The 23,126-nt window shown below is 61.7% G+C and carries 22 protein-coding genes and 2 pseudogenes; 16 read left to right on the forward strand and 8 right to left on the reverse strand.

Translation table 11 applies throughout. The annotated features are described in order from the left end of the window. Positions 1 to 138 precede the first annotated feature (138 nt). The 10 genes from B0G76_RS22270 (at position 139) to B0G76_RS22315 (ending at position 14,376) form a co-directional block, all read left to right on the forward strand. Positions 139 to 993 carry an alpha/beta hydrolase gene (locus tag B0G76_RS22270; protein ID WP_120296673.1) on the forward strand — a complete coding sequence of 285 codons (855 nt, stop codon included), beginning with the start codon at positions 139 to 141 and terminating at the stop codon, positions 991 to 993. Between the two features lie 45 nt (positions 994 to 1,038). After that, entirely contained in the window at positions 1,039 to 2,250 is a 1,212-nt protein-coding gene (locus B0G76_RS22275; RefSeq protein ID WP_120294465.1) for an efflux RND transporter periplasmic adaptor subunit, read from the forward strand. 73 nt (positions 2,251 to 2,323) lie between these two features. Next, on the forward strand, positions 2,324 to 5,509 hold the full coding sequence (locus tag B0G76_RS22280) for an efflux RND transporter permease subunit (protein WP_120294466.1): 3,186 nt from the start codon (positions 2,324 to 2,326) through the stop codon (positions 5,507 to 5,509). Positions 5,510 to 5,522: 13 nt separating this feature from the next. After that, positions 5,523 to 7,133 (forward strand): efflux transporter outer membrane subunit, encoded by a 1,611-nt coding sequence (locus tag B0G76_RS22285; protein WP_120294467.1) that lies wholly within the window; start codon positions 5,523 to 5,525, stop codon positions 7,131 to 7,133. A gap of 386 nt (positions 7,134 to 7,519) precedes the next feature. Beyond that, the gene (locus B0G76_RS22290; RefSeq protein ID WP_120294468.1) at positions 7,520 to 8,359 is read left to right on the forward strand and encodes a MetQ/NlpA family ABC transporter substrate-binding protein; all 840 of its coding nucleotides are present in this window, start codon (positions 7,520 to 7,522) and stop codon (positions 8,357 to 8,359) included. A gap of 79 nt (positions 8,360 to 8,438) precedes the next feature. Then, positions 8,439 to 9,857, forward strand: coding sequence for an LLM class flavin-dependent oxidoreductase (locus tag B0G76_RS22295; protein ID WP_120294469.1), 1,419 nt, complete (start codon positions 8,439 to 8,441; stop codon positions 9,855 to 9,857). Between the two features lie 13 nt (positions 9,858 to 9,870). Further along, the gene (locus B0G76_RS22300; protein WP_120296674.1) at positions 9,871 to 11,028 is read left to right on the forward strand and encodes a methionine ABC transporter ATP-binding protein; all 1,158 of its coding nucleotides are present in this window, start codon (positions 9,871 to 9,873) and stop codon (positions 11,026 to 11,028) included. After that, positions 11,021 to 11,677 carry a methionine ABC transporter permease gene (locus B0G76_RS22305; protein WP_120294470.1) on the forward strand — a complete coding sequence of 219 codons (657 nt, stop codon included), beginning with the start codon at positions 11,021 to 11,023 and terminating at the stop codon, positions 11,675 to 11,677. Before B0G76_RS22300 ends, B0G76_RS22305 begins: the two co-directional genes overlap by 8 nt. Before the next feature lie 107 nt (positions 11,678 to 11,784). Continuing rightward, the gene (locus B0G76_RS22310) at positions 11,785 to 12,987 is read left to right on the forward strand and encodes an acyl-CoA dehydrogenase family protein (RefSeq protein ID WP_120294471.1); all 1,203 of its coding nucleotides are present in this window, start codon (positions 11,785 to 11,787) and stop codon (positions 12,985 to 12,987) included. A gap of 60 nt (positions 12,988 to 13,047) precedes the next feature. Continuing rightward, positions 13,048 to 14,376, forward strand: a complete 1,329-nt coding sequence (locus tag B0G76_RS22315) for an Nramp family divalent metal transporter (RefSeq protein ID WP_120294472.1) — start codon at positions 13,048 to 13,050, stop codon at positions 14,374 to 14,376. Between the two features lie 138 nt (positions 14,377 to 14,514). Here B0G76_RS22315 and flhC read toward each other — a convergent pair whose 3' ends face one another. The 7 genes and pseudogenes from flhC to B0G76_RS22350 all read right to left on the reverse strand — a co-directional run bounded on the left by flhC (position 14,515) and on the right by B0G76_RS22350 (position 18,570). Then, positions 14,515 to 15,084 carry a flagellar transcriptional regulator FlhC gene (flhC, locus tag B0G76_RS22320; RefSeq protein ID WP_105505973.1) on the reverse strand — a complete coding sequence of 190 codons (570 nt, stop codon included), beginning with the start codon at positions 15,082 to 15,084 and terminating at the stop codon, positions 14,515 to 14,517. A gap of 14 nt (positions 15,085 to 15,098) precedes the next feature. Continuing rightward, positions 15,099 to 15,419 carry a flagellar transcriptional regulator FlhD gene (flhD, locus tag B0G76_RS22325; RefSeq protein WP_007177882.1) on the reverse strand — a complete coding sequence of 107 codons (321 nt, stop codon included), beginning with the start codon at positions 15,417 to 15,419 and terminating at the stop codon, positions 15,099 to 15,101. A gap of 522 nt (positions 15,420 to 15,941) precedes the next feature. Beyond that, positions 15,942 to 16,184, reverse strand: a pseudogene (locus B0G76_RS22330) (YeeE/YedE thiosulfate transporter family protein); the annotation flags it as partial. 60 nt (positions 16,185 to 16,244) lie between these two features. After that, positions 16,245 to 16,775 carry a GNAT family N-acetyltransferase gene (locus B0G76_RS22335; RefSeq protein WP_183082113.1) on the reverse strand — a complete coding sequence of 177 codons (531 nt, stop codon included), beginning with the start codon at positions 16,773 to 16,775 and terminating at the stop codon, positions 16,245 to 16,247. A gap of 82 nt (positions 16,776 to 16,857) precedes the next feature. Then, entirely contained in the window at positions 16,858 to 17,736 is an 879-nt protein-coding gene (locus B0G76_RS22340; RefSeq protein ID WP_120296680.1) for a helix-turn-helix domain-containing protein, read from the reverse strand. A 163-nt stretch (positions 17,737 to 17,899) separates the two neighbouring features. Continuing rightward, positions 17,900 to 18,202, reverse strand: a complete 303-nt coding sequence (locus B0G76_RS22345) for an addiction module antidote protein (RefSeq protein WP_120294473.1) — start codon at positions 18,200 to 18,202, stop codon at positions 17,900 to 17,902. After that, positions 18,199 to 18,570 (reverse strand): type II toxin-antitoxin system RelE/ParE family toxin, encoded by a 372-nt coding sequence (locus tag B0G76_RS22350; protein WP_120294474.1) that lies wholly within the window; start codon positions 18,568 to 18,570, stop codon positions 18,199 to 18,201. Before B0G76_RS22350 ends, B0G76_RS22345 begins: the two co-directional genes overlap by 4 nt. A 294-nt stretch (positions 18,571 to 18,864) precedes the next feature. On the opposite strand from B0G76_RS22350, the gene B0G76_RS22355 reads away from it, so the two are divergent. From B0G76_RS22355 to B0G76_RS22380, 6 genes and pseudogenes are all read left to right on the forward strand, one after another. Next, positions 18,865 to 19,233: a nuclear transport factor 2 family protein gene (locus B0G76_RS22355; protein ID WP_120296682.1), complete on the forward strand. Its 369-nt coding sequence runs from the start codon at positions 18,865 to 18,867 to the stop codon at positions 19,231 to 19,233. A 29-nt stretch (positions 19,234 to 19,262) separates the two neighbouring features. Beyond that, positions 19,263 to 19,493, forward strand: a pseudogene (locus B0G76_RS44595) (hypothetical protein); the annotation flags it as partial. A gap of 188 nt (positions 19,494 to 19,681) precedes the next feature. Next, positions 19,682 to 20,146 (forward strand): RbsD/FucU family protein, encoded by a 465-nt coding sequence (locus tag B0G76_RS22365; protein ID WP_120294475.1) that lies wholly within the window; start codon positions 19,682 to 19,684, stop codon positions 20,144 to 20,146. Positions 20,147 to 20,170: 24 nt separating this feature from the next. After that, the gene (locus tag B0G76_RS22370; RefSeq protein ID WP_120294476.1) at positions 20,171 to 20,578 is read left to right on the forward strand and encodes a VOC family protein; all 408 of its coding nucleotides are present in this window, start codon (positions 20,171 to 20,173) and stop codon (positions 20,576 to 20,578) included. A 210-nt stretch (positions 20,579 to 20,788) separates the two neighbouring features. Beyond that, on the forward strand, positions 20,789 to 21,220 hold the full coding sequence (locus tag B0G76_RS22375) for a DoxX family protein (protein WP_120294477.1): 432 nt from the start codon (positions 20,789 to 20,791) through the stop codon (positions 21,218 to 21,220). Positions 21,221 to 21,284: 64 nt separating this feature from the next. Next, positions 21,285 to 21,557, forward strand: a complete 273-nt coding sequence (locus B0G76_RS22380) for a hypothetical protein (protein ID WP_120294478.1) — start codon at positions 21,285 to 21,287, stop codon at positions 21,555 to 21,557. Positions 21,558 to 21,581: 24 nt separating this feature from the next. Here B0G76_RS22380 and B0G76_RS22385 read toward each other — a convergent pair whose 3' ends face one another. Beyond that, positions 21,582 to 23,084, reverse strand: a complete 1,503-nt coding sequence (locus tag B0G76_RS22385) for an MFS transporter (protein WP_120294479.1) — start codon at positions 23,082 to 23,084, stop codon at positions 21,582 to 21,584. Between the last annotated feature and the right edge of the window lie 42 nt (positions 23,085 to 23,126).

Genomic DNA, 23,126 nt, shown 5'->3' on the forward strand with positions numbered 1-23,126 from the left:
GAATCGAATCCGCAGAGCAATCGCGATCGATTGTTCAGAGTCGCCGAATTGTGTTGCCGGATTATAGGCATTTATTTAGGAGTCTGCCGAAGCCACAATTCGCACCATTGAAGTTCTATGCGCATTGCGCGGCTCGACATGGATGCATTTAAACCGCTGTACTCCTTTGTGCCCGCCGACAGCGGCCCGGCACAGGCAACCAGCACGGCACTCGACGTCACAGACGTGCAGATAGGAGGGCACGCACAGGACATTACGTTGCGTTTGTACCGGCAGCCACAAAAAACCGCACTGCCGGTACTGCTTTATTTTCACGGCGGCGGTTTTACCAAGGGCTCGATCGACCAGGCCGACTACGCCGCGCGTTATTTCGCAGAACACTTACCGGCTCTGGTCGTCTCGGTCGGTTATTCGCTGGCGCCGCAGTTCCCGTTTCCGGCGGCGCCCGAAGACGCACATCGCGCGGCGCTGTGGGTGCAAACACGAGCACGCGCGTTTGGCGGGAATAGCAAGAAGGTTGGCGTAGCCGGCCACGATGCGGGCGGCCAGCTGGCCAACTGCCTCGCTTTCATCGCCCGTGATCGCGGCGACGTGCAGATCGTCGCCCAGGCGCTGTTCGGACCGATGCTCGATCCGAGCCTCACACGCCTCGGCGACGAAAAGCGACTGGGCTCGGACATCACCGCGAAGGAATGCGCGGCGTGTTATCGCGCGTATCTGCCGCAAGCGTCGCAACGCATGCATCCGTATGCCGCGCCGCTCGAATCGTCGCGCCTCGCGGGCTTGCCGGCCACGCTGATCGCGACGGCGCAAAACGATGTGCTGCATGTGGAAGCGGAGAAATACGCGAGCAGTCTGATCGACGCGGGTGTGCTGACCCAGGTGGTCCGCTATCCCAGCATCTCGCACGCCGCGTTGGCCGACCATCCGCCTGCATTGCAGGAGGCGGTGAGATTTTTTCAGTGGCGCTTCGATGCACGCGCCCATCGCTGAGACAGAAATAAGCAGAACTTTAATCAACGATACCGGGAGCTTCTCATGACTATCCTTCCTCTTTCCCGTCGCCGTGTGGCGATTGCCGCGCTAGTCGTCATCGTCGTGGCAGGACTGGGCACGTTCGGCGCGATTCGCGTCGACGCGAGCTCGCCCGCTGCGCCCACCATCGTGCCGGAAGTCGATGTGGCCACCGTGGTGCAAAAGACCATCACCGACTGGCAAAGCTATTCGGGCCGCCTCGAAGCCGTCGAAAAAGTGGACGTCCGTTCGCAGGTGCCGGGCACGATCGTGTCCGTCAACTTCAAGGACGGCGCACTCGTGAAGAAAGGCGACACGCTGTTCGTGATCGACCCGCGTCCGTACGCGGCCGAAGTGGACCGCGCCGAAGCACAGGTCGCGGCGGCGCAGGCGCGTACGGGCTACACGCAAAGCGATTGGGAGCGTGCGCAGCGCCTGATCGCCGACAACGCGATCGCCAAGCGCGATTACGACGAGAAGCAGAACGCCGCGCGCGAAGCGAGTGCCAACCTGAAGGCCGCGCAAGCCGCCGTCGAAACCGCGCGCATCAATCTGGGCTACACGAAGATCGTCGCGCCGGTGTCGGGCCGTGTCTCGCGTGCGGAAATCACGGTGGGCAACGTGGTGTCCGCGGGGGCAAGCTCGGCGCCGCTGACCACGCTGGTGTCGGTTTCGCCGATCTACGCTTCGTTCGACGTCGACGAACAAACCTACCTGCAATACCTGAGCCGCGCGAAAGATGGCCGCAAGGTGCCGGTGGACCTGGGTCTGGCGGATGAAAGCGGCTACTCGCGCAACGGCACGATCGAATCGGTCGACAACCGGCTGGATACCTCGTCCGGCACGATCCGGGTGCGCGCGCGTTTCGATAATGAGGACGGTGCATTGATCCCGGGTCTGTATGCGCGCGTGAAGGTCGGCGGCAGCGAGCCGCATCCGGCACTGCTGATCGACGACGCCGCGGTGGGCACCGATCAGGACAAGAAGTTCGTGCTGGTGGTCGATCAGAGCAATCACGTCGTCTATCGCGAAGTGCAGGTGGGCTCCATGCAAGGCAACCTGCGCGTCGTCAAGGGCGGATTGCAGGCGACCGACCGCATTGTCGTGAACGGTATCCAGCGTGTGCGTCCGGGCGATGCAGTCCGCGCTCACATGGTGCCGATGACCGCCGATCAGGACCCGAACAGCGCGCCGCTTGCACAAACGCGAGCAAAAGCAGCTGACAAGAATTCGTGAGCCTCGTGCGCCGCGTTTATCCAGTGACATTGACTGGTTGTACCGGCGCATGCTCCAACGTTGAGAGCTTCCCATGAACATATCCAAATTCTTCATCGATCGACCGATCTTTGCCGGTGTGCTATCGGTATTGATCCTGCTGGGGGGCATCATTTCGCTCTTCAAGCTGCCGATTTCGGAGTACCCGGAAGTCGTGCCGCCTTCGGTGGTAGTGCACGCGCAATATCCGGGCGCCAATCCGAAAGTGATTGCCGAGGCTGTTGCCGCGCCGCTCGAAGAGCAGATCAACGGCGTCGAGAACATGCTGTACATGCAGTCGCAAGCCAATAGCGACGGCAATCTCACGCTGACGGTGACCTTCAAGCTCGGCACCAATCCGGACCTTGCGACGCAACTGGTGCAGAACCGCGTCAACCAGGCGCTGCCGCGTTTGCCGGAAGACGTGCAGCGTCTCGGCATCACGACCATCAAGAGTTCGCCCACGCTGACGATGGTGGTCCACCTGATCTCGCCGAATAACCGCTACGACATGACGTATTTGCGCAACTACGCGCTGCTCAACGTCAAGGACCGGCTGGCCCGGATTCAGGGCGTCGGCGAAGTGCAGTTGTGGGGTTCGGGCGACTATGCAATGCGCGTGTGGCTCGATCCGCAGAAAGTCGCGCAGCGCGGTTTGACCGCGACCGAAGTGGTCAATGCAATCCGTGAGCAGAACATTCAGGTGGCGGCCGGTGTGATCGGCGCATCGCCTTCGGTGCCGGGCACGCAATTGCAGTTGTCGGTGAATGCGCGTGGCCGCTTGAAGACTGAGGGCGAATTCGGCGACATCATCGTCAAAACCACGCCGGACGGCGGCGTGACGTACCTGCGCGATATCGCGCGTGTCGAACTGGCGGCGTCGGAATACGGCCTGCGTTCGCTGCTCGACAACAAGCCTGCGGTGGCGCTTGCTATCAATCAGGCGCCGGGTGCGAACTCGCTTGCGATTTCCGATCAGGTTCGCGCGGCAATGAAAGAGCTGGCGGAAGACATGCCGGCGGGCGTCGAATACAAAATCGTCTATGACCCGACGCAGTTCGTGCGTTCGAGTATCGAGGCGGTGATCCACACGCTGCTCGAAGCGATTGCGCTGGTGGTGATCGTGGTGATCGTGTTCCTTCAGACGTGGCGTGCGTCGATCATTCCGTTGATTGCGGTACCGGTGTCGATTGTCGGTACGTTCTCGTTGCTGCTTGCATTCGGCTTCTCGATCAATGCGTTGTCATTGTTCGGGATGGTGCTCGCCATCGGGATCGTGGTGGACGATGCGATCGTGGTGGTGGAGAACGTCGAACGGAACATCGAAAGCGGGCTCAGTGCGCGCGATGCGACCTATAAGGCGATGCAGGAAGTGAGCGGGCCGATTATCGCCATCGCGCTGACGCTGGTCGCCGTGTTCGTGCCGCTCGCGTTCATGACCGGTTTGACGGGCCAGTTCTACAAGCAGTTTGCGATGACCATCGCGATCTCGACGGTGATCTCGGCGTTCAACTCGCTGACCTTGTCGCCGGCTTTGTCCGCGATGCTGTTGCGCAGCCACGGCGCCAAGGAAGACTTCCTGACGCGTGTGATGAATCGCGTGCTGGGTGGCTTTTTCAAAGGCTTCAACAAGGTGTTCCATCGCGGCTCGACGGAATACAGCCGCGGCGTGACGGGCGTGCTGCGCCGTAAGGGCGCGATGCTCGCGGTCTACGCGATCCTGCTGGGCGCAACGGTGCTGATCGGCCGCGTCGTGCCGGGCGGTTTCGTGCCGGCGCAGGACAAGGAATACCTGATCGCATTCGCGCAATTGCCGAACGGTGCGTCGCTGGATCGCACGGAAAAAGTGATCCGCGATATGAGCGCGATCGCACTGAAGCAGCCGGGCGTGGAAAGCGCGGTGGCATTCCCGGGTTTGTCGGTGAACGGTTTTACCAATAGCTCAAGCGCGGGCATCGTGTTCGTCACGTTGAAACCTTTCAAGGAACGTGGCAGCAAGAAGCTCTCGGCCGGTGCGATTGCCGGTGCGTTGAACCAGCAGTACGGCGCGATCAAGGATTCGTTCGTGGCAGTGTTCCCGCCGCCTCCAGTGCTCGGCCTCGGCACGTTGGGCGGCTTCAAGATGCAGTTGGAGGATCACGGCGCGGTGGGTTACGCGGAACTGAACAAGGCGGCGGAAGCCTTCGTGAAGAAGGCGGCGCAAACGCCTGAACTCGGACCGACCTTCTCCAGCTATCAGATCAACGTGCCGCAGTTGAACGTCGATCTGGATCGCGTGAAGGCCAAGCAACTCGGCGTGCCAGTCACGGACGTGTTCAACACGATGCAGATCTATCTGGGCTCGCTGTATGTGAACGACTTCAACCGCTTTGGCCGCGTGTATCAGGTGCGGGTGCAGGCCGACGCGCCGTTCCGTCAACGCGCTGACGACATCCTGCAACTGAAGACGCGCAATGCCGCTGGCGACATGGTGCCATTGTCCTCGCTGGTGACGGTGACGCCGACGTATGGTCCGGAAATGGTGGTGCGTTACAACGGCTATACGGCTGCCGACATCAACGGGGGCCCCGCACCGGGCTTCTCGTCGGGCCAGGCGCAAGCCGCGGCTGAACGCGTGGCGGCGGAAACCTTGCCGCACGGTGTGAAGCTCGAATGGACCGACCTGACGTATCAGCAGATCATCGCCGGCAATGCGGGTTTGTGGGTGTTCCCGATCAGCGTGCTGCTCGTGTTCCTCGTACTGGCCGCGTTGTATGAAAGCCTGACGCTGCCGCTCGCGGTGATCCTGATCGTGCCGATGAGCGTGTTGTCCGCGCTAACCGGTGTGTGGCTCACGGGGGGCGACAACAACATCTTCACGCAGATCGGCTTGATGGTGCTGGTGGGGCTGTCGGCGAAGAACGCGATTCTGATCGTCGAGTTCGCCCGGGAGTTGGAGCATGACGGGCGTACGCCGCTGGCGGCGGCGATCGAGGCGAGCCGTTTGCGTCTGCGTCCAATTCTGATGACGTCGATCGCTTTCATCATGGGTGTGGTGCCGCTGGTGCTCTCAAGTGGGGCGGGTTCGGAGATGCGTCACGCGATGGGTATCGCGGTGTTCTTCGGCATGCTTGGCGTGACGCTGTTCGGCCTGATGCTGACCCCTGTGTTCTATGTGGTGCTGCGTACGTTGGCGGGCGGGACGATTCACGTCGCGCAGAAAGACGCACCGCACCTTGGTGCGGCAGTGCCGGACGCCTGAGGAGAAAACAACAATGAAGCGTTTTGAATCTTTAAGCGGGTGGGGCAGAGCGGCTGCCAGCGGTTTGCTGGTGGCGTTGCTCGCGGCCTGCTCCGTGGAGCCCACGTATAAGCGGCCGGAGGTGGATGCACCGGTCGCATTCAAGGAAGCGCCTGTTGCTGCTTCGGGCGCGTCCGCTACATCGGCTACGTCCGCCGCATCGCCGCAGAACGCGGACACCTTGAAGCAGGCTCAACCCGCCGACGACGCGCATCGCGGCGAATGGTGGACGGTTTTCGGCGACCCGCAGCTTAACGCGCTGGAAGAGCAGGCTGCGGCCGCGAATCAGGACCTGAAGGCGGCTGCGGCGCGCGTGCAACAGGCGCGTGCGGTCACGCAGGCGGCGAAGTCGGACTGGTTCCCGAAGTTCGACGCGGGTTTTGGGCCGACGCGTGAACGGGCATCGGCGGCCTCGCAGCTTCAGCCGGATAGCGTGGGTGGTACGAACGGCACGATCTGGCGTGCACAGGTGGGGGCGTCGTATGAAGCAGATCTGTTTGGGCGTGTCGGGTCGAATGTGAATGCGACGCGTGCGGACGAGCAGCAAAGTGAAGCGCTGTTCCGATCGGTGCAGTTGTCGCTGCAGGCTGACGTCGCGGCGAACTACTTCGAGTTGCGCGAGCTCGATACGGATCAGGATCTGTACCGCCGTACCGTGGCGTTGCGCGAGGACACGTTGAAGCTGGTGGAGCGCCGTTTCAGGGAAGGCGATATCAGCGAGCTGGATGTTTCGCGCTCCCGCAACGAACTGGCGAGTGCGCGGGCCGATGCGGTTGGCGTAGCGCGTCAGCGCGCAGCCTCTGAGCACAGTCTTGCGATTCTGCTCGGCAAGCCGCCGGCGGATTTCTCGTTCGCGGAAGCGCCGCTCGTGCCGGTGACGGTGCGCGTGCCGCCGGGTCTGCCTTCGGCGTTGCTCGAACGTCGGCCGGATATTTCGGCGGCGGAGCGGGCGATGATGGCGGCGAATGCGCGGGTCGGTCTGGCGAAGTCGGCATTTTTCCCGAAGCTCGATATCACGGGCGCGGCTGGCTTTGAATCGGCGACGCTCGGCGATCTGTTCAAGTGGTCGAGCCGCGCATTTCTTCTCGGGCCGATCGCCGGCACGGCGCTGACGGTGCCTTTGTTCGACGGTGGCCGCCGCAAGGCGAACCTTGCGCAAGCTCGCTCGAAGTACGACGAGGACGTGGCGCAATATCGTCAACAGGTGCTGGTGGCGTTCCGTGAGGTTGAAGATAACCTCGCTGATCTGCGGTTGCTCGACGATCAGATACGCGCGCAGAACGATGCGGTCGTGGCTTCGCAGCGCGCGGCGCATTTGTCGAGCACGCAGTACACGGAAGGTGCGGTCAGTTATCTGGATGTGATCGACGGCGAGCGGCAGGTGCTGATTTCGCAACTGCAGGCGAGCCATCTTTCGGGCACGCAGGCGGTGGCGACAGTGGACCTGATTCGCGCGCTGGGCGGCGGCTGGGGCGACGTGAAGCCTGCGGGCGATGAAGCGGTGGGGGCGGTTACGCCGGCTTCGGGTCCGACTGCTGCATCTGCCTCTATTGCTGTGGCGGCGGATCAGGTGGCGAAGCGCTAGGGTTTGCTTTTGGTGAGTTGGCTGGTGAAGAACGCCGGGTTGCGCGGAAGCGCGGCCCGGCGTTTTTCGTTAACGCGCTGTGTGCCTATCCCTGTGCAGGGGCGTTCACCCCCAAATTATTTTTTCCCGCTTTCCTTCCAAAAATCCGTTCGTAGACCGCCGGTTTCCCGCCGTCTATGATGATTCTCACCTCATCTGGAGAGAGGCGATGACCTGTCCGACCTGCCGCTGTCCGCGCTGATCCGCGCGCGTTCTATTGCTGCTGCGCGCTGATTAAACCGCGTGCTGCAGATTTCCGTTGTCCTACCGATTCCGGCAAGCGAGCCCGCAAGCCGTGGGATCGGCTCGTCTCGAAACACACTACGCCCAACCCTAAAGAGTTCACCATGCGCATTTCTCTCTCTGCAGTGCAGCGGTTTTTCCAGGCGCCGACGCTAACGCTCTTCGGCGTGTTCGGCCTCGCGCTGGCGCTGTCGGCGGCGCCCGCATCCGCGGCAGACACGCCCACGCTGAAGATCGGCACAGCCACCAGCCCGCAAATCGAGGCACTCAAAGTCGCCGCGCGCGAAGCGAAGGAACAAGGGCTGGACGTGAAGATCATTGAGTTTACCGACTGGAATACACCGAACGCTGCGCTCGCCAACAAGGATATCGACGTCAACTATTTCCAGCACATTCCGTTTCTCGAGAACGCAAAGAAGCAGGGCGGCTATAACTTTGTCGCAATCGCGCCGGGCACGATCATGAAGATCGGGCTGTACTCGAAGAAAATTAAACGCTTCGATGAATTGAAGGACGGCGCCACCGTCGCGATCGCTAACGATCCGGTCAACGGTGGCCGTGGTTTGCTGTTGTTGCAACGCGCCGGTCTCATCAAGCTGACTCCGGGCATCGACTATCGCGCCACCACGCTCGACATCATCGACAACCCGAAGCATCTGAAAATCGTCCAGCTCGAAGCATCGCAGTTGGCCCGCTCGCTCGACGACGTCGACCTCGCGCAGGGCTACCCGAGCTTCATCAAGCTCGCGGGCACCACCGATCCGAATAGCGCATTGCTGTTCGACGGGCTGGAAAACAAGAACTACGCGATCCAGTGGGTCGTGCGCCCGGAAAGCGTGAACGATCCGCGTATCCGCAAGTTCATAGCGATCTATCAGCACTCGCCCGCTGTGCGTGCCGCGCTCGATAAGGCGTTCGGCAATCTGTACGCCGTCGCCTGGTAAGTCAGGCAACCGAGCCAGGTAACTGAGTCAGGCAACCAAGTCACCCAACCTGGCGTCGTATAAAGCAAGGAGCCGCACGATGGCGAAGAAAAAGATCCTGCTGAATGCGTTCAACATGAATGCGGTCGGCCATATCAATCATGGTTTGTGGACACATCCGCGTGACCGTTCCGCGCATTACACCGACCTCGACTACTGGACGAGCCTCGCGCAAACGCTTGAGCGCGGCAAGTTCGACGGTATCTTTCTCGCGGATATCGTCGGCGTATACGACGTTTATGAGGGCGGGCCGGACACCCCATTGCGCGAATCGGTGCAGATTCCGATCAACGATCCATCGTTGATCGTGCCCGCGATGGCGCATGTGACGAAGCATATCGGCTTCGGCGTCACGTCGAATCTGACTTACGAGCCGCCGTACCTGTTCGCGCGCCGCATGTCGACCCTGGATCACCTGACGAAGGGCCGGATGGGCTGGAACATCGTCACCGGCTATCTGGACAGTGCCGCGCGCGGCATGGGTCTCGCGCAACAGATCAGCCACGACGACCGCTACGATCGCGCGGACGATTACATGGACGTGGTCTACAAGCTATGGGAGCAAAGCTGGGAAGACGACGCGGTGGTGCGCGATCGCGCGGCACGAATCTTTTCGCATCGTGACAAGGTGCATCGCGTGAAGCATGACGGTCCGTACTATTCGATCGACGCTATTCATTTGAGCGAGCCGTCGCCGCAACGCACGCCGGTTTTGTATCAGGCGGGTTCGTCGAGCCGGGGTGTCGATTTCGCGGCGCGTCACGCGGAATGCGTGTTTGTCGGCGGGCAGAACAAGCAGCTCACGCGCTCCATCGTCGACGACATTCGAGCTCGGGCCGTGAGTTTTGGCCGCGCGTCTGACGATATCAAGATCTTTGCCGGCATCACCGTTGTAGTCGGCGAAACAGAACGCGCTGCACAGGAGAAATTCGAAGAGTACCGGCGTTATGCGAGCGCCGAGGGCGGTATTGCGCATTTCTCCAGTTCGACCGGCATCGACTTCTCGCAATACGCGCTGGATGATCCGATTTCGTATGTGAAGACCGAATCGATGCAATCGGCCGTCGAGGCAATTTCGAAGAAGAGCGTAAGCGGCGTGTGGACCAAACGCAAAGTGCTCGAACAGATGACGCTCGGTGGCCGCGCGAAGCCCGTAGTTGGTTCGCCGCAGCAGATCGCGGATGAGCTGGTGTCGTGGATAGAAGAGGCAGGCGTCGACGGATTCAATCTGACGCGTACCGTCGTGCCCGAATCGTTCGAGGACTTTGTCGATCTGGTGGTGCCGGAATTACAGAATCGCGGCGTCTACAAGGAAGACTACGACCCGGCACCGACACTGCGCGAAAAGCTATTCGGGGCCGGTCGCGCGCGACTGCCTGAAGTGCATGTTGGCGCGCAACATCGGCGTAATGCGCAAACCGGGGCGCAAACCGGCGCGCGATCCACAGTGGATGCATGAAAGGAGCGAAGCCATGACTAATCTGTTTGACGTGCCGCAGTTCATTGAAGACGCGCCGTCCCTCGCCTCGAATCGTGCAGCGGTCGATAACGCGCAACAAGTAGTCGTATTCGACGACGTGAGCAAGGTGTTCGCCAACACGCACGGCGTGCCGACCGCGGCGCTTGCAAACGTCACGCTGAAGGTGGTGCGTGGCGAGGTGTTCGGCATCATTGGCCGCAGCGGCGCAGGCAAATCGACGCTGCTTCGGCTCGTCAACGGTCTGGAAAAAGTAAGTTCCGGCGCCGTTCGCGTGAATGGCGTGAGCGTCGGCGAGCTCGACGAACGCGGGCTGGTTACATTGCGGCGGCGTATCGGCATGGTGTTCCAGCATTTCAATTTGCTCTCCGCGAAAACGGTGCGCGAGAACATTGCGTTGCCGCTAAAAATCGCGGGCGCGCCTAAAGCCGCGATCGACAAAAAAGTCGACGCTTTGCTCGAACTAGTCGGCCTGTCCGCGAAGCGCGACGCCTATCCGGTGAGTTTGTCCGGCGGACAGAAGCAGCGCGTCGGGATCGCGCGAGCGCTCGTGACGGCCCCGGATATTCTGCTGTGCGACGAAGCCACATCCGCACTGGATCCCGAAACGACGCAAGCCATCCTCGCGTTGCTGCGCGATATTAATCGACGACTCAACCTGACCATCGTGCTGATCACGCACGAGATGCAGGTCATTCGCGAGGTCTGCGATACGGTGGCCGTGATCGAGCGCGGCGAAGTGGTGGAGACCGGCCCGGTGTCGCGCGTGTTCGGCGATCCGCAAAAAGACGCGACGCACGCCTTGCTGCGTACTTTGGTACATGACCTGCCCGCCGATCTGGCCGCTCGCGTCAAACCGTTGCACCAAATCGCGCAGGCGGATGCTCGGATTCTGCTCGACGTGCGCTTCACCGGCAGCGATGCAAGCGAGCCTGACCTGGGCGCGCTGACGTCCGCATTGAGCGTGGAAGGCGGCCGCGTGAGTTTCGTGCATGGCGGCATCGACCGGATTCAGGGGCATGCGCAAGGGCGTCTGGTGATGTCGGCAGAAGTGCGCGCGAATGCGGCCGGCACGCTGCAAAATCAGATCGCGACGCTGCTCGAGCGTGCGCGTCACTATGCCAATCACGTCGAGGTGCTCGGCTATGTCTGATCTCTGGCTTTCGGAACTCGCCGATGCCATTCGCGACACCATCGTCATGGTCGGCGTATCCGCTTTTTTCGCGGCGTTGGCCGGCATTCCGCTCGCACTCGTACTGGTCACCACCACGCGCGGCGGGATCTTTGAAAGACGCGTGGTTAATCGCACGCTCGGCGCGCTCGTCAATGCATTCCGCTCCACGCCGTTCATCATCCTGCTGGTCGCGCTGCTGCCGCTCACGCGTTTGCTGATCGGCACGACGATCGGCGTGTGGGCCGCAATTGTGCCGCTCAGTATCGCGGCGATTCCCTTCTTTGCACGGGTGGCCGAAGTGAGCTTGCGCGAAGTGGACCGCGGTTTGATCGAAGCCGCGCAGGCAATGGGCGCACAGCGTCGGCACATCATCTGGCATGTGTTGCTGCCTGAAGCGCTGCCGGGCATTCTGGGCGGCTTCACGATTACCGTGGTGGCGATGATCGGCTCCTCGGCCATGGCGGGTGCGGTCGGCGCCGGCGGCCTCGGCGATCTGGCGATCCGCTACGGCTATCAGCGTTTCGATACCACTGTGATGGTCACGGTGATCGCGTTGCTGATTGTGATTGTGACGGCGGTGCAGTTCGTCGGCGACCGCTTCGTGCGGCGGCTTGCGCAGCGCGCATGATGAGCAGGATGACGGCACGAGATTCTCGCGAGCCTGATCGAAAGCGAAATGGCCGCGCTGACAAGCTGTGTGCCGTCGCTCGCCAAACCTCTTCACGTGGGCATTGAATGGACGAACCTCACCGTATCGAGGCGCTGCAAACGCTGCAAGCCGACGCTGCACCCGTGGTGCGCGATCTCACCGGTTTGCTCGACGCGTTGCGCGCCGGCGCGGCTCAGCGCGATCGCGACGGCGGCCACGCCGCGCAGGAAAAGCAATGGATCGCCGACGCAGGCCTGCTTACGCTCGCCGTGCCGCGTGAGTTCGGCGGGCTCGGCGCACGCTGGCCTGAGGTCTACGACACGATTCGCCAGATTGCACGCGTCGACAGTGCGCTCGCGCATCTGCTGGGTTTCACCTGCCTGCAGGTGGTCAGCGTGAATGTATGGGGCAACGCGGAACAGCGTGCCCGCTATCTGAGCGGGACGGTGGAAGGGCGATGGTGGTGGGGCAATGCGGTCAATCCGCTCGACACGCGACTCGTTGCAAGTGCAACCGGTGACGGCGGCTATCGTCTCGATGGGCAGAAAGGATTTTGTTCGGGCACACGGGGCTCGCACATGATGACGGTTTCCGGTCACGATCCGGCCACCGGTAAAACGATATTCGCTGTGGTGCCGACCACGCGCGAGGGCATTACCGTTCACGACGACTGGAATCCGATCGGTCAGCGGCAAACCGATAGCGGCAGCGTCTCCTTTGTACAGGTTGTCGTCGAGCCACATGAGGTGCTGGAACGGGCCGACACGCCATACGCCAGTTTGCGCACGCTGGTCTCGCAGCAGGTGCTGACCAATCTGTTCGTCGGCATCGCGCAGGGTGCGCTCGAAGAAGCACGCGCGTACGTCACGCAATTCGGCAGGCCGTGGCTCTCTTCCGGCGTCGACAAGGCCACCGACGATCCCTACCTGATCCAGCGTTTCGGCGAGATGCGCCTGCAGGCGGTGAGCGCGGAGGCGCTGGCAGCGCGCGCCGCCTACGCGCTCGAAGACGCATGGCAACAAGGCCCGGCTCTGGACGCCGAGACCCGCGCACATGCGGCGCTGGCCACCTCGGAGGCGAAAATCGTCGCGCACCGCGCCGCGCTCGACGTCAGCGAGCAACTGTTCGACGCCTGTGGCGCCTGCGCCACACATGCGCCGCTCGCGCTCGACCGCTTCTGGCGCAATGCTCGCGTGCACACACTGCATGATCCGCTCGACTATCGCGTGCGCGATGTCGGCCGCTATGCACTCAGCGGGACATTGCCGGAGGTTTCTTTGTACACTTGAGGCGGTTCGCGGCGGCCTCTATAAGGCGTTGCGGTTTATCCCCTTCAAGAGACCACCGGCTTGCAGTTCAAACTACCGACCACCGCAACGGCGCCGTTTTGCCCATCCGAAGTGCAAGGCACGGTCGCCGTCACGCTAGGCGCGCCGTTCTGGAAAAAAATCCTGCAATTCGCGGGGCCCGGTCTGCTGATTTCGATCGGCTACATGGACCCCGGCAACTGGGCCACCGATATCGAAGCGGGCTCGCGTTACGGCTACAGCCTGCTGTTCGTCGTCATGCTGTCGAGTCTTGCGGCGATGGCGCTGCAATGCCTGAGCATGCGACTCGGCATTGCCACCGGGCGTGACCTCGCGGAATTGTCGCGACTGCGTTATTCACCAGGTGTCGCGCGCTTTCAGTGGCTGCTCGCCGAGCTGTCGATCGTGGCCTGCGATCTGGCCGAAGTGCTCGGCGGCGCGTTGGCCTTCCATCTGCTCTTCAAATGCTCACTGACCACCGGCGTGTTGCTGACCGCGTTCGACACGCTGATCGTGCTCGGCCTGAAGGGCAAGAATTTCCGCGATCTCGAAGCAATCATGCTCGGGTTGATCGCGACGATCGGCGTTGGCTACATCATCGAGTTGGCGCTGGTGCAGCCGCATTGGCCATCGGTCGCGCAAGGACTGGTTCCTTCCTGGCAGGCACTCAGCAGCCGCGAGCCGATGTATCTGGCGATCGGCATTCTCGGTGCAACCGTGATGCCGCACAACCTCTACCTGCATTCATCGATCGTGCAGACCCGCGCAGTCAAGCGCGATCCGGCCAGCATCAAGTTGGCGATCGGCATGTCGCGCATCGATACGATCGTCTCGCTGGTGATCGCGCTGCTGATTAACATGGCGATCCTGATTCTCGCGGCCGCTGCGTTCCATGCAACCGGCCACAATCAGGTCACCGAAATCGAAGATGCGTACAAGCTGCTGGCGCCGATCGTTGGCACCGGATTCGCGGCAGTGCTGTTCGCGATCACGCTGCTGGCATCTGGGCAAAGTTCGACCTTCACGGGCACCGTGGCGGGGCAGGTCATCATGGAGGGCTTCCTGAAGCTGAAAATTCCATGCTGGCAGCGGCGCTTCATCACGCGGGCACTCGCCCTGATTCCGGCGCTGATCGGTGTGCAGATGATGGGTAACGGCGCAGTCGGCCAACTGCTGGTCGCGAGCCAGGTCGTGTTGAGCCTGCAACTGCCGTTCGCGCTTTATCCGCTGATCCGCATGACCAACGATCGTTCGTTGATGGGTGAATTCGCCAACAGGCTGCCGACACGGTTCCTCGCCTGGTCGCTGTTCGTGGTGATCAGTGCGGCAAACCTGTGGCTGGTGGTGCAGACGGTGAGGCTGGTGGACTGATGCGGTAGAAGGCGGTGGTGGGGTGGTGCCAGGTGTCCGTGTGAACGCCAAAGAAAAAGGTCCGCGCAATGGCGGACCTTTTTTCTGGGTGCTTCGGTTCGAATCAGGCTGGACCGGCCCTCATCGATTCAACTCCGGTCAGGCGGCCTGTGCAATCTGCGCTGCTTCGAGCGCTTCCTGCCGAGCGGCTGCTGCCTTCTTGGTCTTGCCGGCACGCGACGGCGGCTGACAGGCACCACACACCACGTTATGTTGCAGATCGTGCTTGTGCGCGACGAACTTACCGGTGCAACGACAGCATTTGGTCAACTGCAGGATGTCGGCGTCGAAGAAACGCACCAGCGTCCATGCACGCGTCAGATCCAGAACCGGTTCGGATTCGCTGTGCTGGCAATGTTCCAGATACAGCCGATACCCTTTGGTCAGCGCATCCAGGTGCGAGCAACGCGCTTCGTTCTTCAGGAACAGGTACGTGTTGTAGAACAACGACGCGTGGATATTCGCCAGCCACGTCATGTACCAGTCCGCCGAGAACGGCAGCATGCCCTTGGGCGGCGATACGCCTTTGACCTCGCGGTACAGGCGAATCATGCGGTCGCGCGAAAGCGTCAACTCGCTTTCGAGCACCTGCATGCGCGCGCCGAGTTCAATCAGCGCGATGGCACGGAATACTTCTTGCGCGTCTTCAGTCAGGCTACGCTTGAGCATCGCGGTCACCTCGATTAAGCGAACTGCTCGGCAGGCTGGCCTGCAAGCAGGATCGCCGCGTGAGTCGGTGCAACTGCCGTGTGCTTCGTCGTTTGCGTCAACGCCGACAACATCGAGTGGTCGTTGAAGCGGAAGAAGCACAAAAGCTGATCGGAAGCGGCCAGCTTGACGATCTGCGCGAGCGACAGCCCGGCGAGCAAATCAGCCAGTTCCGACGACAATCCCAGCCGGAACATGCCGACCGGTTTGTCCTCACGCAACATACGTTGCGCGAGCATGATGTAAGACAAGTTAATCTCGCGGATTGAATCCAGCGTCTCGCTGCTACGGTCCATTTTCTGTGTTTCCGAAGCCCCGAATTACTATGTCGGCATTTTTTTGCCGTTATGTCTTTTGTGCCTCACCGGAAACGCTGTCCTCCGGCTACATGTCACCACCTGATACAGACAGCGACCTTTTGATACATCGCGTTACATTTCGTAACAGCTTGGGACGAATTGTATGAAGGGCAAAACAAGAAATCAATCCCCTCTCAAAAAAATATCCCAAAAAGATACAACAATTTCCGGTAACTTTTTCACGCTACTGTAATAGAGCATGTTCAGCATATTTTTATCGGCCCGGGAATTTTGTCTGATCCATGGAAACCCTTGTGTAGTAGGCTATAAGGTCAATCATCTGAGCAATGGCGCACGCCCAGAGGCGACCGGGGAAATCAGGACAGAATCAGAAAGGAAATAGAAAGCGGCGCTAATTAAAAGTAATAAATACCGCTCATTGGCGCTACTGTGGGGACGCATCGGAGATGTAACAGGTTGGTGTAGCACCAGTTACAAACAAGGCCGCATTTGTAACTTCTAGCAAGCGTTTGCGCGAACCCGGTCGACTTCGAGGCCGAACGCCGGGTGCAGACGGGTGCCGGGTACGTAGCCGGCGATGGCGGTGACCAGCCGCAGCCAGCGGCGCGAGCTGCCTGACACGATGCCGCTGAAATTGGCACTGATGTTACAACCGTAGGCCAGACGGGCTCTGTAGCCGAACATCAGGCCGCCGGCGATCGCCGCGATCAGCGAGCGGACCCGCACCTTCCAGACTGATGCGCAAGGCCGGCGAGCGCGGCGGGCCGGGCGACCTGCGGCGGGGGTGCCACCCGATAGCTGTTACATGAAACGCGCCATCAAATCGGCATCGTGAAACACCCAGTTGACATTCAACGCTTCAATCTCGCAGCCATATTTGCGGAAGCCAAGCGACTCATAGAGTTTGCGGGCTGCCTCGTTGCGGCTACTCACCATCAACTGGATTTGCCGTAGGCCTTCTATTTGCGTTGCTCGCGCCAGCAATTCATTAAGCAACGCGCGACCGACTCCGTGGCCCGAAGCTTCAGGCGCTACATACATGCCGACGATCGAGGCCTTGTGTCGCTGCTTGTCGCTCTGGTTGCGCCGCAATCCGACCACGCCGATCAGCGGCGCATCGGTCACTTCGAAAGCACCGAGCAAAAAGTCGCCTTCGGCTGCGTGCGCGCCCTGCAATATCGCGTCATGCCGTGCGGCGCCCTTGGCCAGCGCCTCCTCGTAACTCTCACCGAACGATTCCGGATGTGCCTTCAGTCCGCGCAGACGAAGCTGGAAGTAGGCGTCGCGGTCGGCCGGCCCGAGTTGGCGGATCAGCAGGGCGTTGTTGATCAAGTGCGTCTCTCCGTGTGGTTTGAATGGCGCGGCAAGCAGTAACAACGCCGTGTTCGCTGATGCTCAGGTTTTCGCAGTTCTGCTATGGCTTCGCGACTTCAGCCTTTTGCTCCTCGGCGCGTTGGTTTTCGGCAAACTCGCGCAATGCGGCCGCGGTTTGTGGATCGGCGGGAAAGAACGCTTCAATGGCAAGCTCCGACAGTGTCACATCGACCGGTGTGCCGAATACCGTGGTCGTGCTGAAGAACGACAGTTCGCCGATCGGCGTGCGCATTCGCAGCGGCACGGCGACCTGATAATTCGCGGTGTCGTCGTGGTCGATCACTGTCGCGCCGGGCGGCGCGGGATACGCGGCCAGTTCGTCGCGCAGGGCGCTCAACGTCTCGTCACCACTCACGTCGATTTGCCGCTGGAGTCGCGACAGCGCGTGCGCGCGCCAGGCGTGCCAATTGACGATCGACGCCGCGATGCCGTCCGGATGCAAGCTCAGCCGCATCGCATTGACGGGCGGTTTCAGCAATTCCGGGCTTGCGCCTGCAAGCAGCGGCGTGAGCGCATTGTTCGCGGCAACGATGTTCCAGTGGCGGTCGATCGCGAGTGCGGGATACGGTTCGTGACCTTTGAGCACCAACTCGACTGCCTCGCGCGCGGCGGCCAATTGCGGGTCCGTCAAAGGGCGTTCTCGGAACAGCGGCGCGTAGCCTGCCGCGATCAGCAGCGCATTGCGAGCACGCAATGGCACCTCGAGCCGCTCGGCGAGGTGCATGACCATTTCCCGGCTAGGCACGGCACGGCCTGATTCGACGAAGCTCAGATGCCGCGTTGAAATATCGGCTTCAGCAGCGAGGAGCAACTGGCTCATTCTTCGCCGCTGCCGCCATTCGCGCAGCAGATCGCCGACCGTGCGGCTTGCCGTCGGTCTGTTCGACGGGATGGTTTGCGCAAGAGAGAGTGTGTTCATGCTGCCGATGATAGCCAAAGCGCGTTAGCGATCCATTACCTGGCAGGTAATGGAAAACCCCGGAATGTCCCGCAAACCCCCGAAAACCCCGGGAAAGCGTAGGAGCGCCCGCGAATACGCGACACCTTCAGGGCGTTGCCGAAGCCGGTACGACACACGCGAATCAGGCGTGCGCCACACCTTCCGGCACGGCGTTGAGCTTGACGCCCAGCGCGCGCAGCAGTTTGAACACCGTATCCATGCGCGGTTTGGAGCCGGGCGCGAGTGTTTTGTAGAGGCTCTCGCGCCCGAGTCCCGCGTTGGCCGCGACTTTCGCGATGCCACGTGCTTTTGCGATGTCGGCGATCGCGGCGAGGAGGAGGTCGGCGTCGCCTTCTTCAAGCGCTGCGTTGAGATATTCAGCGATCATCTCCTCGCTATCGAGGTAGTGCGATGCATCGAAGCGTGCGGTTTTGACTTTGCTCATGACAGTTCCTTTCTGATTGCTGCCCACAATGATTTGGCATGCTTGATGTCGGCCGGCTGCGTGGACTTGTCGCCACCGCAGAGCAGCAGATACACCACGCGCCCTTCACGCGCGAAGTAGACCCGATAGCCGGGACCCCAATCGATGCGCATCTCGGACACACCGTCTTCCAGCAGCTTTACGTCGCCGAAATGACCTCGCTCCGCACGGCGGACCCGCACCAGGATTTTTGCCCTCGCTCTTAAATCTGCGAGGCTGGCGAGCCAGCTGTTGAATTCCTCGGTGCGGTTGACCGTGTACACAGGTGGTGAACCGATCTGCTGATGAGTGTATCTGAATGGATACGAACTTGCAAGCGTAAAAACCATATTAAAAAAGCGGCTCGAGTCCGCGCCCCATTGAGTTCGTCACCTGCCGCGTGGCTATGCTGCGCGGCCCCCAGTTTGCCCATGCGGTTAGCGGGTGACGCAGAGCCTGACGACTCGACCGGATGGCTAATCCGGCGAGCAAAAAAGCGTGATTCTTCACCTCGGTGCATCTCGACGCTTACCTCCCACGTAATCGACGCACTGCGTTCGAACGTTCAATCTTCACTCCGAGCCCGCCGCATACAACGTGTCTGCCGAGCGTAGTGCTCAGTCATGCCAATCAAGGAGTTTGAGATGAATGCGCATACTGATCTGATCGACCGTTATTTCGACGCATGGAATGAAACCGATGCAGTGCGCCGCCGCGAGCTGATCGCCGCGACGTGGACCGCCGATGCCGACTATCGCGATCCGCTGCTGGCAGGCGCGGGCCATGACGGCATCGACGCGATGATCCGCGCGGTGCATGAACGCTTCCCGCATCACACGTTTCACCGCACCACGGAGGTCGACGGATTCGCGAACCGCTTGCGTTTTTCGTGGGCACTCACCACGCCGGCCGGCGAGGCAATCGTCAAGGGCTCCGACTTCGGCGTGCTCGACGCACATGGACGCCTGCAGGCGGTGACCGGCTTCCTCGACCAGGTGCCTGCTGCGACCTGACAGCTCACCGTTTTTTCACGGAGACGAACATGCACGAGCCCGTTGCCGCTACGGCTCCCGGTACTGTCCACACGTTCGCGCGCCTGTCGGAAGCCGTCGACGCACTCTCCAGCGCGATCGCCGGCTTCGCGCTGCTGGCCGGCGCGCGCGCCTTCACCTTCGCGGCTTTGCTGGCCTGGCGCGAGCCGGTGCTGGGTGGCGCGGGTCTCGTGCTGCTCGCGTTGGTCGGCTGGCTGCGGTGGCAGTGGCGCCGGAAAGCCGCTGACTGCATCGTGCGGAAATGCGGATTGTCGGTGAGCCGCCGGCACGGGACCGTGTGCCACGGTCTTGCTACAATCGATCGCGACGCGCTGCACGATCGCGCGCAGGGACAGTTACAACGGCAACTGCAAGAACAAACCGTTCGAACCCGGGCGGCTGGCCGTCAATCGAATCTCAAGGAGACACCGTGCTGAAGAATCTCGATCCGCTGCTGAACGCCGACGTGCTGCATGCGCTACGTTCGATGGGACATGGCGACGAACTGGTGGTGTGCGACGCCAACTTCCCGGGCGATTCGGTCGCGCATGAGACGGTGTTGGGCAAGCTGCTGCGTCTCGATGGCGTGAATGCACCGCGTGCGATTCGCGCGATTCTGTCGGTGATGCCGCTGGATACATTCATCGAACACCCTGCATCGCGAATGGAAGTGGTCGGCGAGCCGGCTACGATTCCGGCCGTTCAGCGCGAGGTGCAGATCGAGATCAATGCGGCGGAAGGGCGCGAGGTGCCGTTTGCTTCGGTCGAACGTTTCGCTTTCTATGAGCGGGCGCGCAAAGCCTATTGCGTGATCGCTACCGGCGAAGAGCGCGGTTACGGTTGCTTCGTTTTTACAAAGGGCGTCTTGCTCGCGCCGGATGCGCCACAGCAATAGCGCATCATCACGGCGGCGAAAATCATGAGCTTCTCGATAGACAGTCTCGATCATCTCGTTCTGAATGTCGCCGACGTGGAAGCCAGCGCGGCCTGGTATGCTCGAATGCTCGGCATGCGGCGCACCGAGTTCGAGTCGCGCAGCGGCACGCGCGTGGCGATGACATACGGCAATCAGAAGATCAATCTGCGGCCGGCGGATGCGGACACGGCCGCATGGTTCACCGGGCGCGAGCCGGTGCCGGGCAGCACCGATCTGTGCTTTGTCACCACCGCGAGTTCCGCTGAGGTCAAAGCCTATTGGCTTGCACAGGGCGTGGAGATAGAGGCCGGCCCGGTTGAGCGCGACGGCGCACGAGGCAAGATGACCTCGGTGTATTGCCGCGATCCGGACGGCAATCTGATCGAGGTCGCGACGTATCCTCGCGCGTAAGCACGGCGGCCATACCGGCCGTGCCGTGCAAAACCGGGCACGCGCTGAGCGCTCGGTCACCTTTTTCCTTCCCTTGAGGCGGCGCGAATTGCGCCGTTCAAATCGGCCCGCGCTTGGAAAAGGCGGGCAATGCACCTATTCTCAGATGCAAAATGGGGAACTGCAGCCGCCTGGCCGGGTCTGCTGCTTATTCAATTACAGGAGCTCCTCATGACGCGTCCCGTCGATTCCGGCGTCATCCTCATCGCGCGTATCGCCCTTGCCGTGCTGTTTTTATGGGGCGGCGTGATGAAACTGCTGGGCTATGCGGGCTTTGTCAGCTATCTGCATTCGAAGGGAGTGCCGTTCGTACAGGTCGCCGCGCCACTTGCCACAGCGGTCGAGGCGCTCGGCGGTCTGCTGCTGATCGTCGGCTTCAAGATGCGCCCGCTCGCGCTCATCATGGCCGTCTATACCGTGGCAACCGCGGTGCTGGGCCACGATTTCTGGAACGTCACCGATCCCGCGTTGCAGCGCGATATGGTGATCCACTTCTGGAAGAACATTGGCATCGCCGGTGGTTTCCTGCTGTTGTTCGTGACCGGAGCCGGCCGTATCAGTATCGACGGCGCGCGTGCGCCACGCGGCGGGCTGAATCTCTGATCACGTGGTTGCGGGCGTCTGCGCCGGTCGTTTTTGATTCCGGCTGCAATCAAGGGAGCAAAAAATGATTCAAAGTTTTGAGCAAACCATTGGCGGCAAGGTCACGCAGTTGTGCGCCAGTCTTGGCGAAGGGGCTACGCCGCATCGCGTCATCATCAGCTTTGCCGATTCGGCGAAAACGTTGGTGGTTCTCGATGCGTCCGGCCTCATCGGCACGATCAAGGCTGAAATCGAACAGCCGGAAAAGCTGATTGCCGACGCAATCGCCAAGGCGCAAAACGAAGGGCTGATCGAGCGTGCGATCGACACCGGCACGATTCAGGAAGCGCCAATGTAAGTGGCGCGGTTAGTCACGAGCTGATCAGCGCGATTCGCGAACTTGCCGAGGGCTGGTCTTGTGCGACTTCGAGGCCGACGCATGCGGTTCCGGATGCACGAGGCAGCCCATCACGCCACCCACCGCCAGCAGCGCGACCGAGATCGCTGTCGCCGCCTGCATGCCGGAGACGATCTGCGTGGCGGCTGCACCGCTCGCCAACGCGCCGAAAGCCGCCACACCCACCGCGCCGCCCGCTTGCCGGGCGGTATTCAGCACGGCGGACGCCGTGGCCGCGCGTTTCGCTTCGACGGATGCCAGCACGGCGGTAGTCATCGCCGGAACCGCCAGGCCCATTCCCGACGGAATCAGCAGGAACGGCAGTAGCAGGCCGACGAGCGGTGTGGACGCATCGACGAAATGGAGCAGGCCATAGCCGAGCCCCGCGGTGATTGCCCCGGCGATCATCGGCACGCGTGCGCCGAAACGCCCGACCACCCAGCCGCTCGCCACGTTCGAGAGCAGAAAGCCGCCGGTCAACGGCAGGAAGGTGAGGCCCGCCTGCAGCGGGGTATGGCCGCGTGCGCGCTGCAAATACAGGCTCAGCACGAACACCATGCCGTAGTACGTCAGATTCACGCAGACGCCGAACAGCACCGCCGCGTTGAAGGTGCGCTTGTTGAATAGCGAGAGCGGCAGCATCGGCGCCGCGACGCGGGATTCCACGGCGATGAAAGTGACGGCCGCGATCAGCGCGAGTATGAAACCGCCAGCGACTAGCGGATGGCTCAGCCCGAGCGGACGCCATTCAATCACAGCGGCGACGAAGGCGGTGAGCGCAACGATGGCAAGGGTCTGGCCGCTTAGATCGATACTGCGTGGACTTGCCTCGGCGGTAGCTGGTGTTGTGGCCGCAGCGGTAGTCGCAGTCGACGCCGCGCGTTGCGCGTCTTTGCGAACTGATTGAGGCCGTGGCACCCACAGCAAAGTCGCCAGCAAACCGGCTACGCAAATCGGCAGATTGACGAGAAAGATGCTGCGCCAGCCGAACGCCGCAATCAGCAGACCGCCGAGCACCGGTCCGGCCGCGATCGAAATCGCGCCTGCGGCGGTCCACAGCCCGACTGCGCGCGCCCGGAGCTTCGGATCGTGGCCATATGACTGGTTGAGCAGCGCCAGCGAGTTCGGCAGCATGGCGGCGGCGCCGATGCCTTGCAACGCGCGCGCGGCGACCAGCATGGTGGCATCGAGCGCCAATCCGCAGGCGAGCGACGCAAACGCAAACAGCACGATGCCGGCCGCGTACATGCGCCGGGTGCCGAGCCGGTCGCCGAGCGCACCTGCCGACAGCATCAGCACGGCGAACGCGAGTGTGTACGCGTCGACGACCCATTGCAGCCCCGCGACATTCGCGTGCAGGTCCGCACCGATCTTCGGTAGCGCGATGTTGACGATGGTCACGTCGAGTTGCGTGACGACGAAGCCGACGCTGACCGTCGCGAGAATGCGGCCAAGGGCGGGTGAGCGGGGGGTATTGGGCGAGTTCATGATGGTGACGTGCAAACGAAACCTGTGGTGGGATTTCTCTGT

The organism is Paraburkholderia sp. BL23I1N1, assembly GCF_003610295.1.
GTDB lineage: Bacteria > Pseudomonadota > Gammaproteobacteria > Burkholderiales > Burkholderiaceae > Paraburkholderia.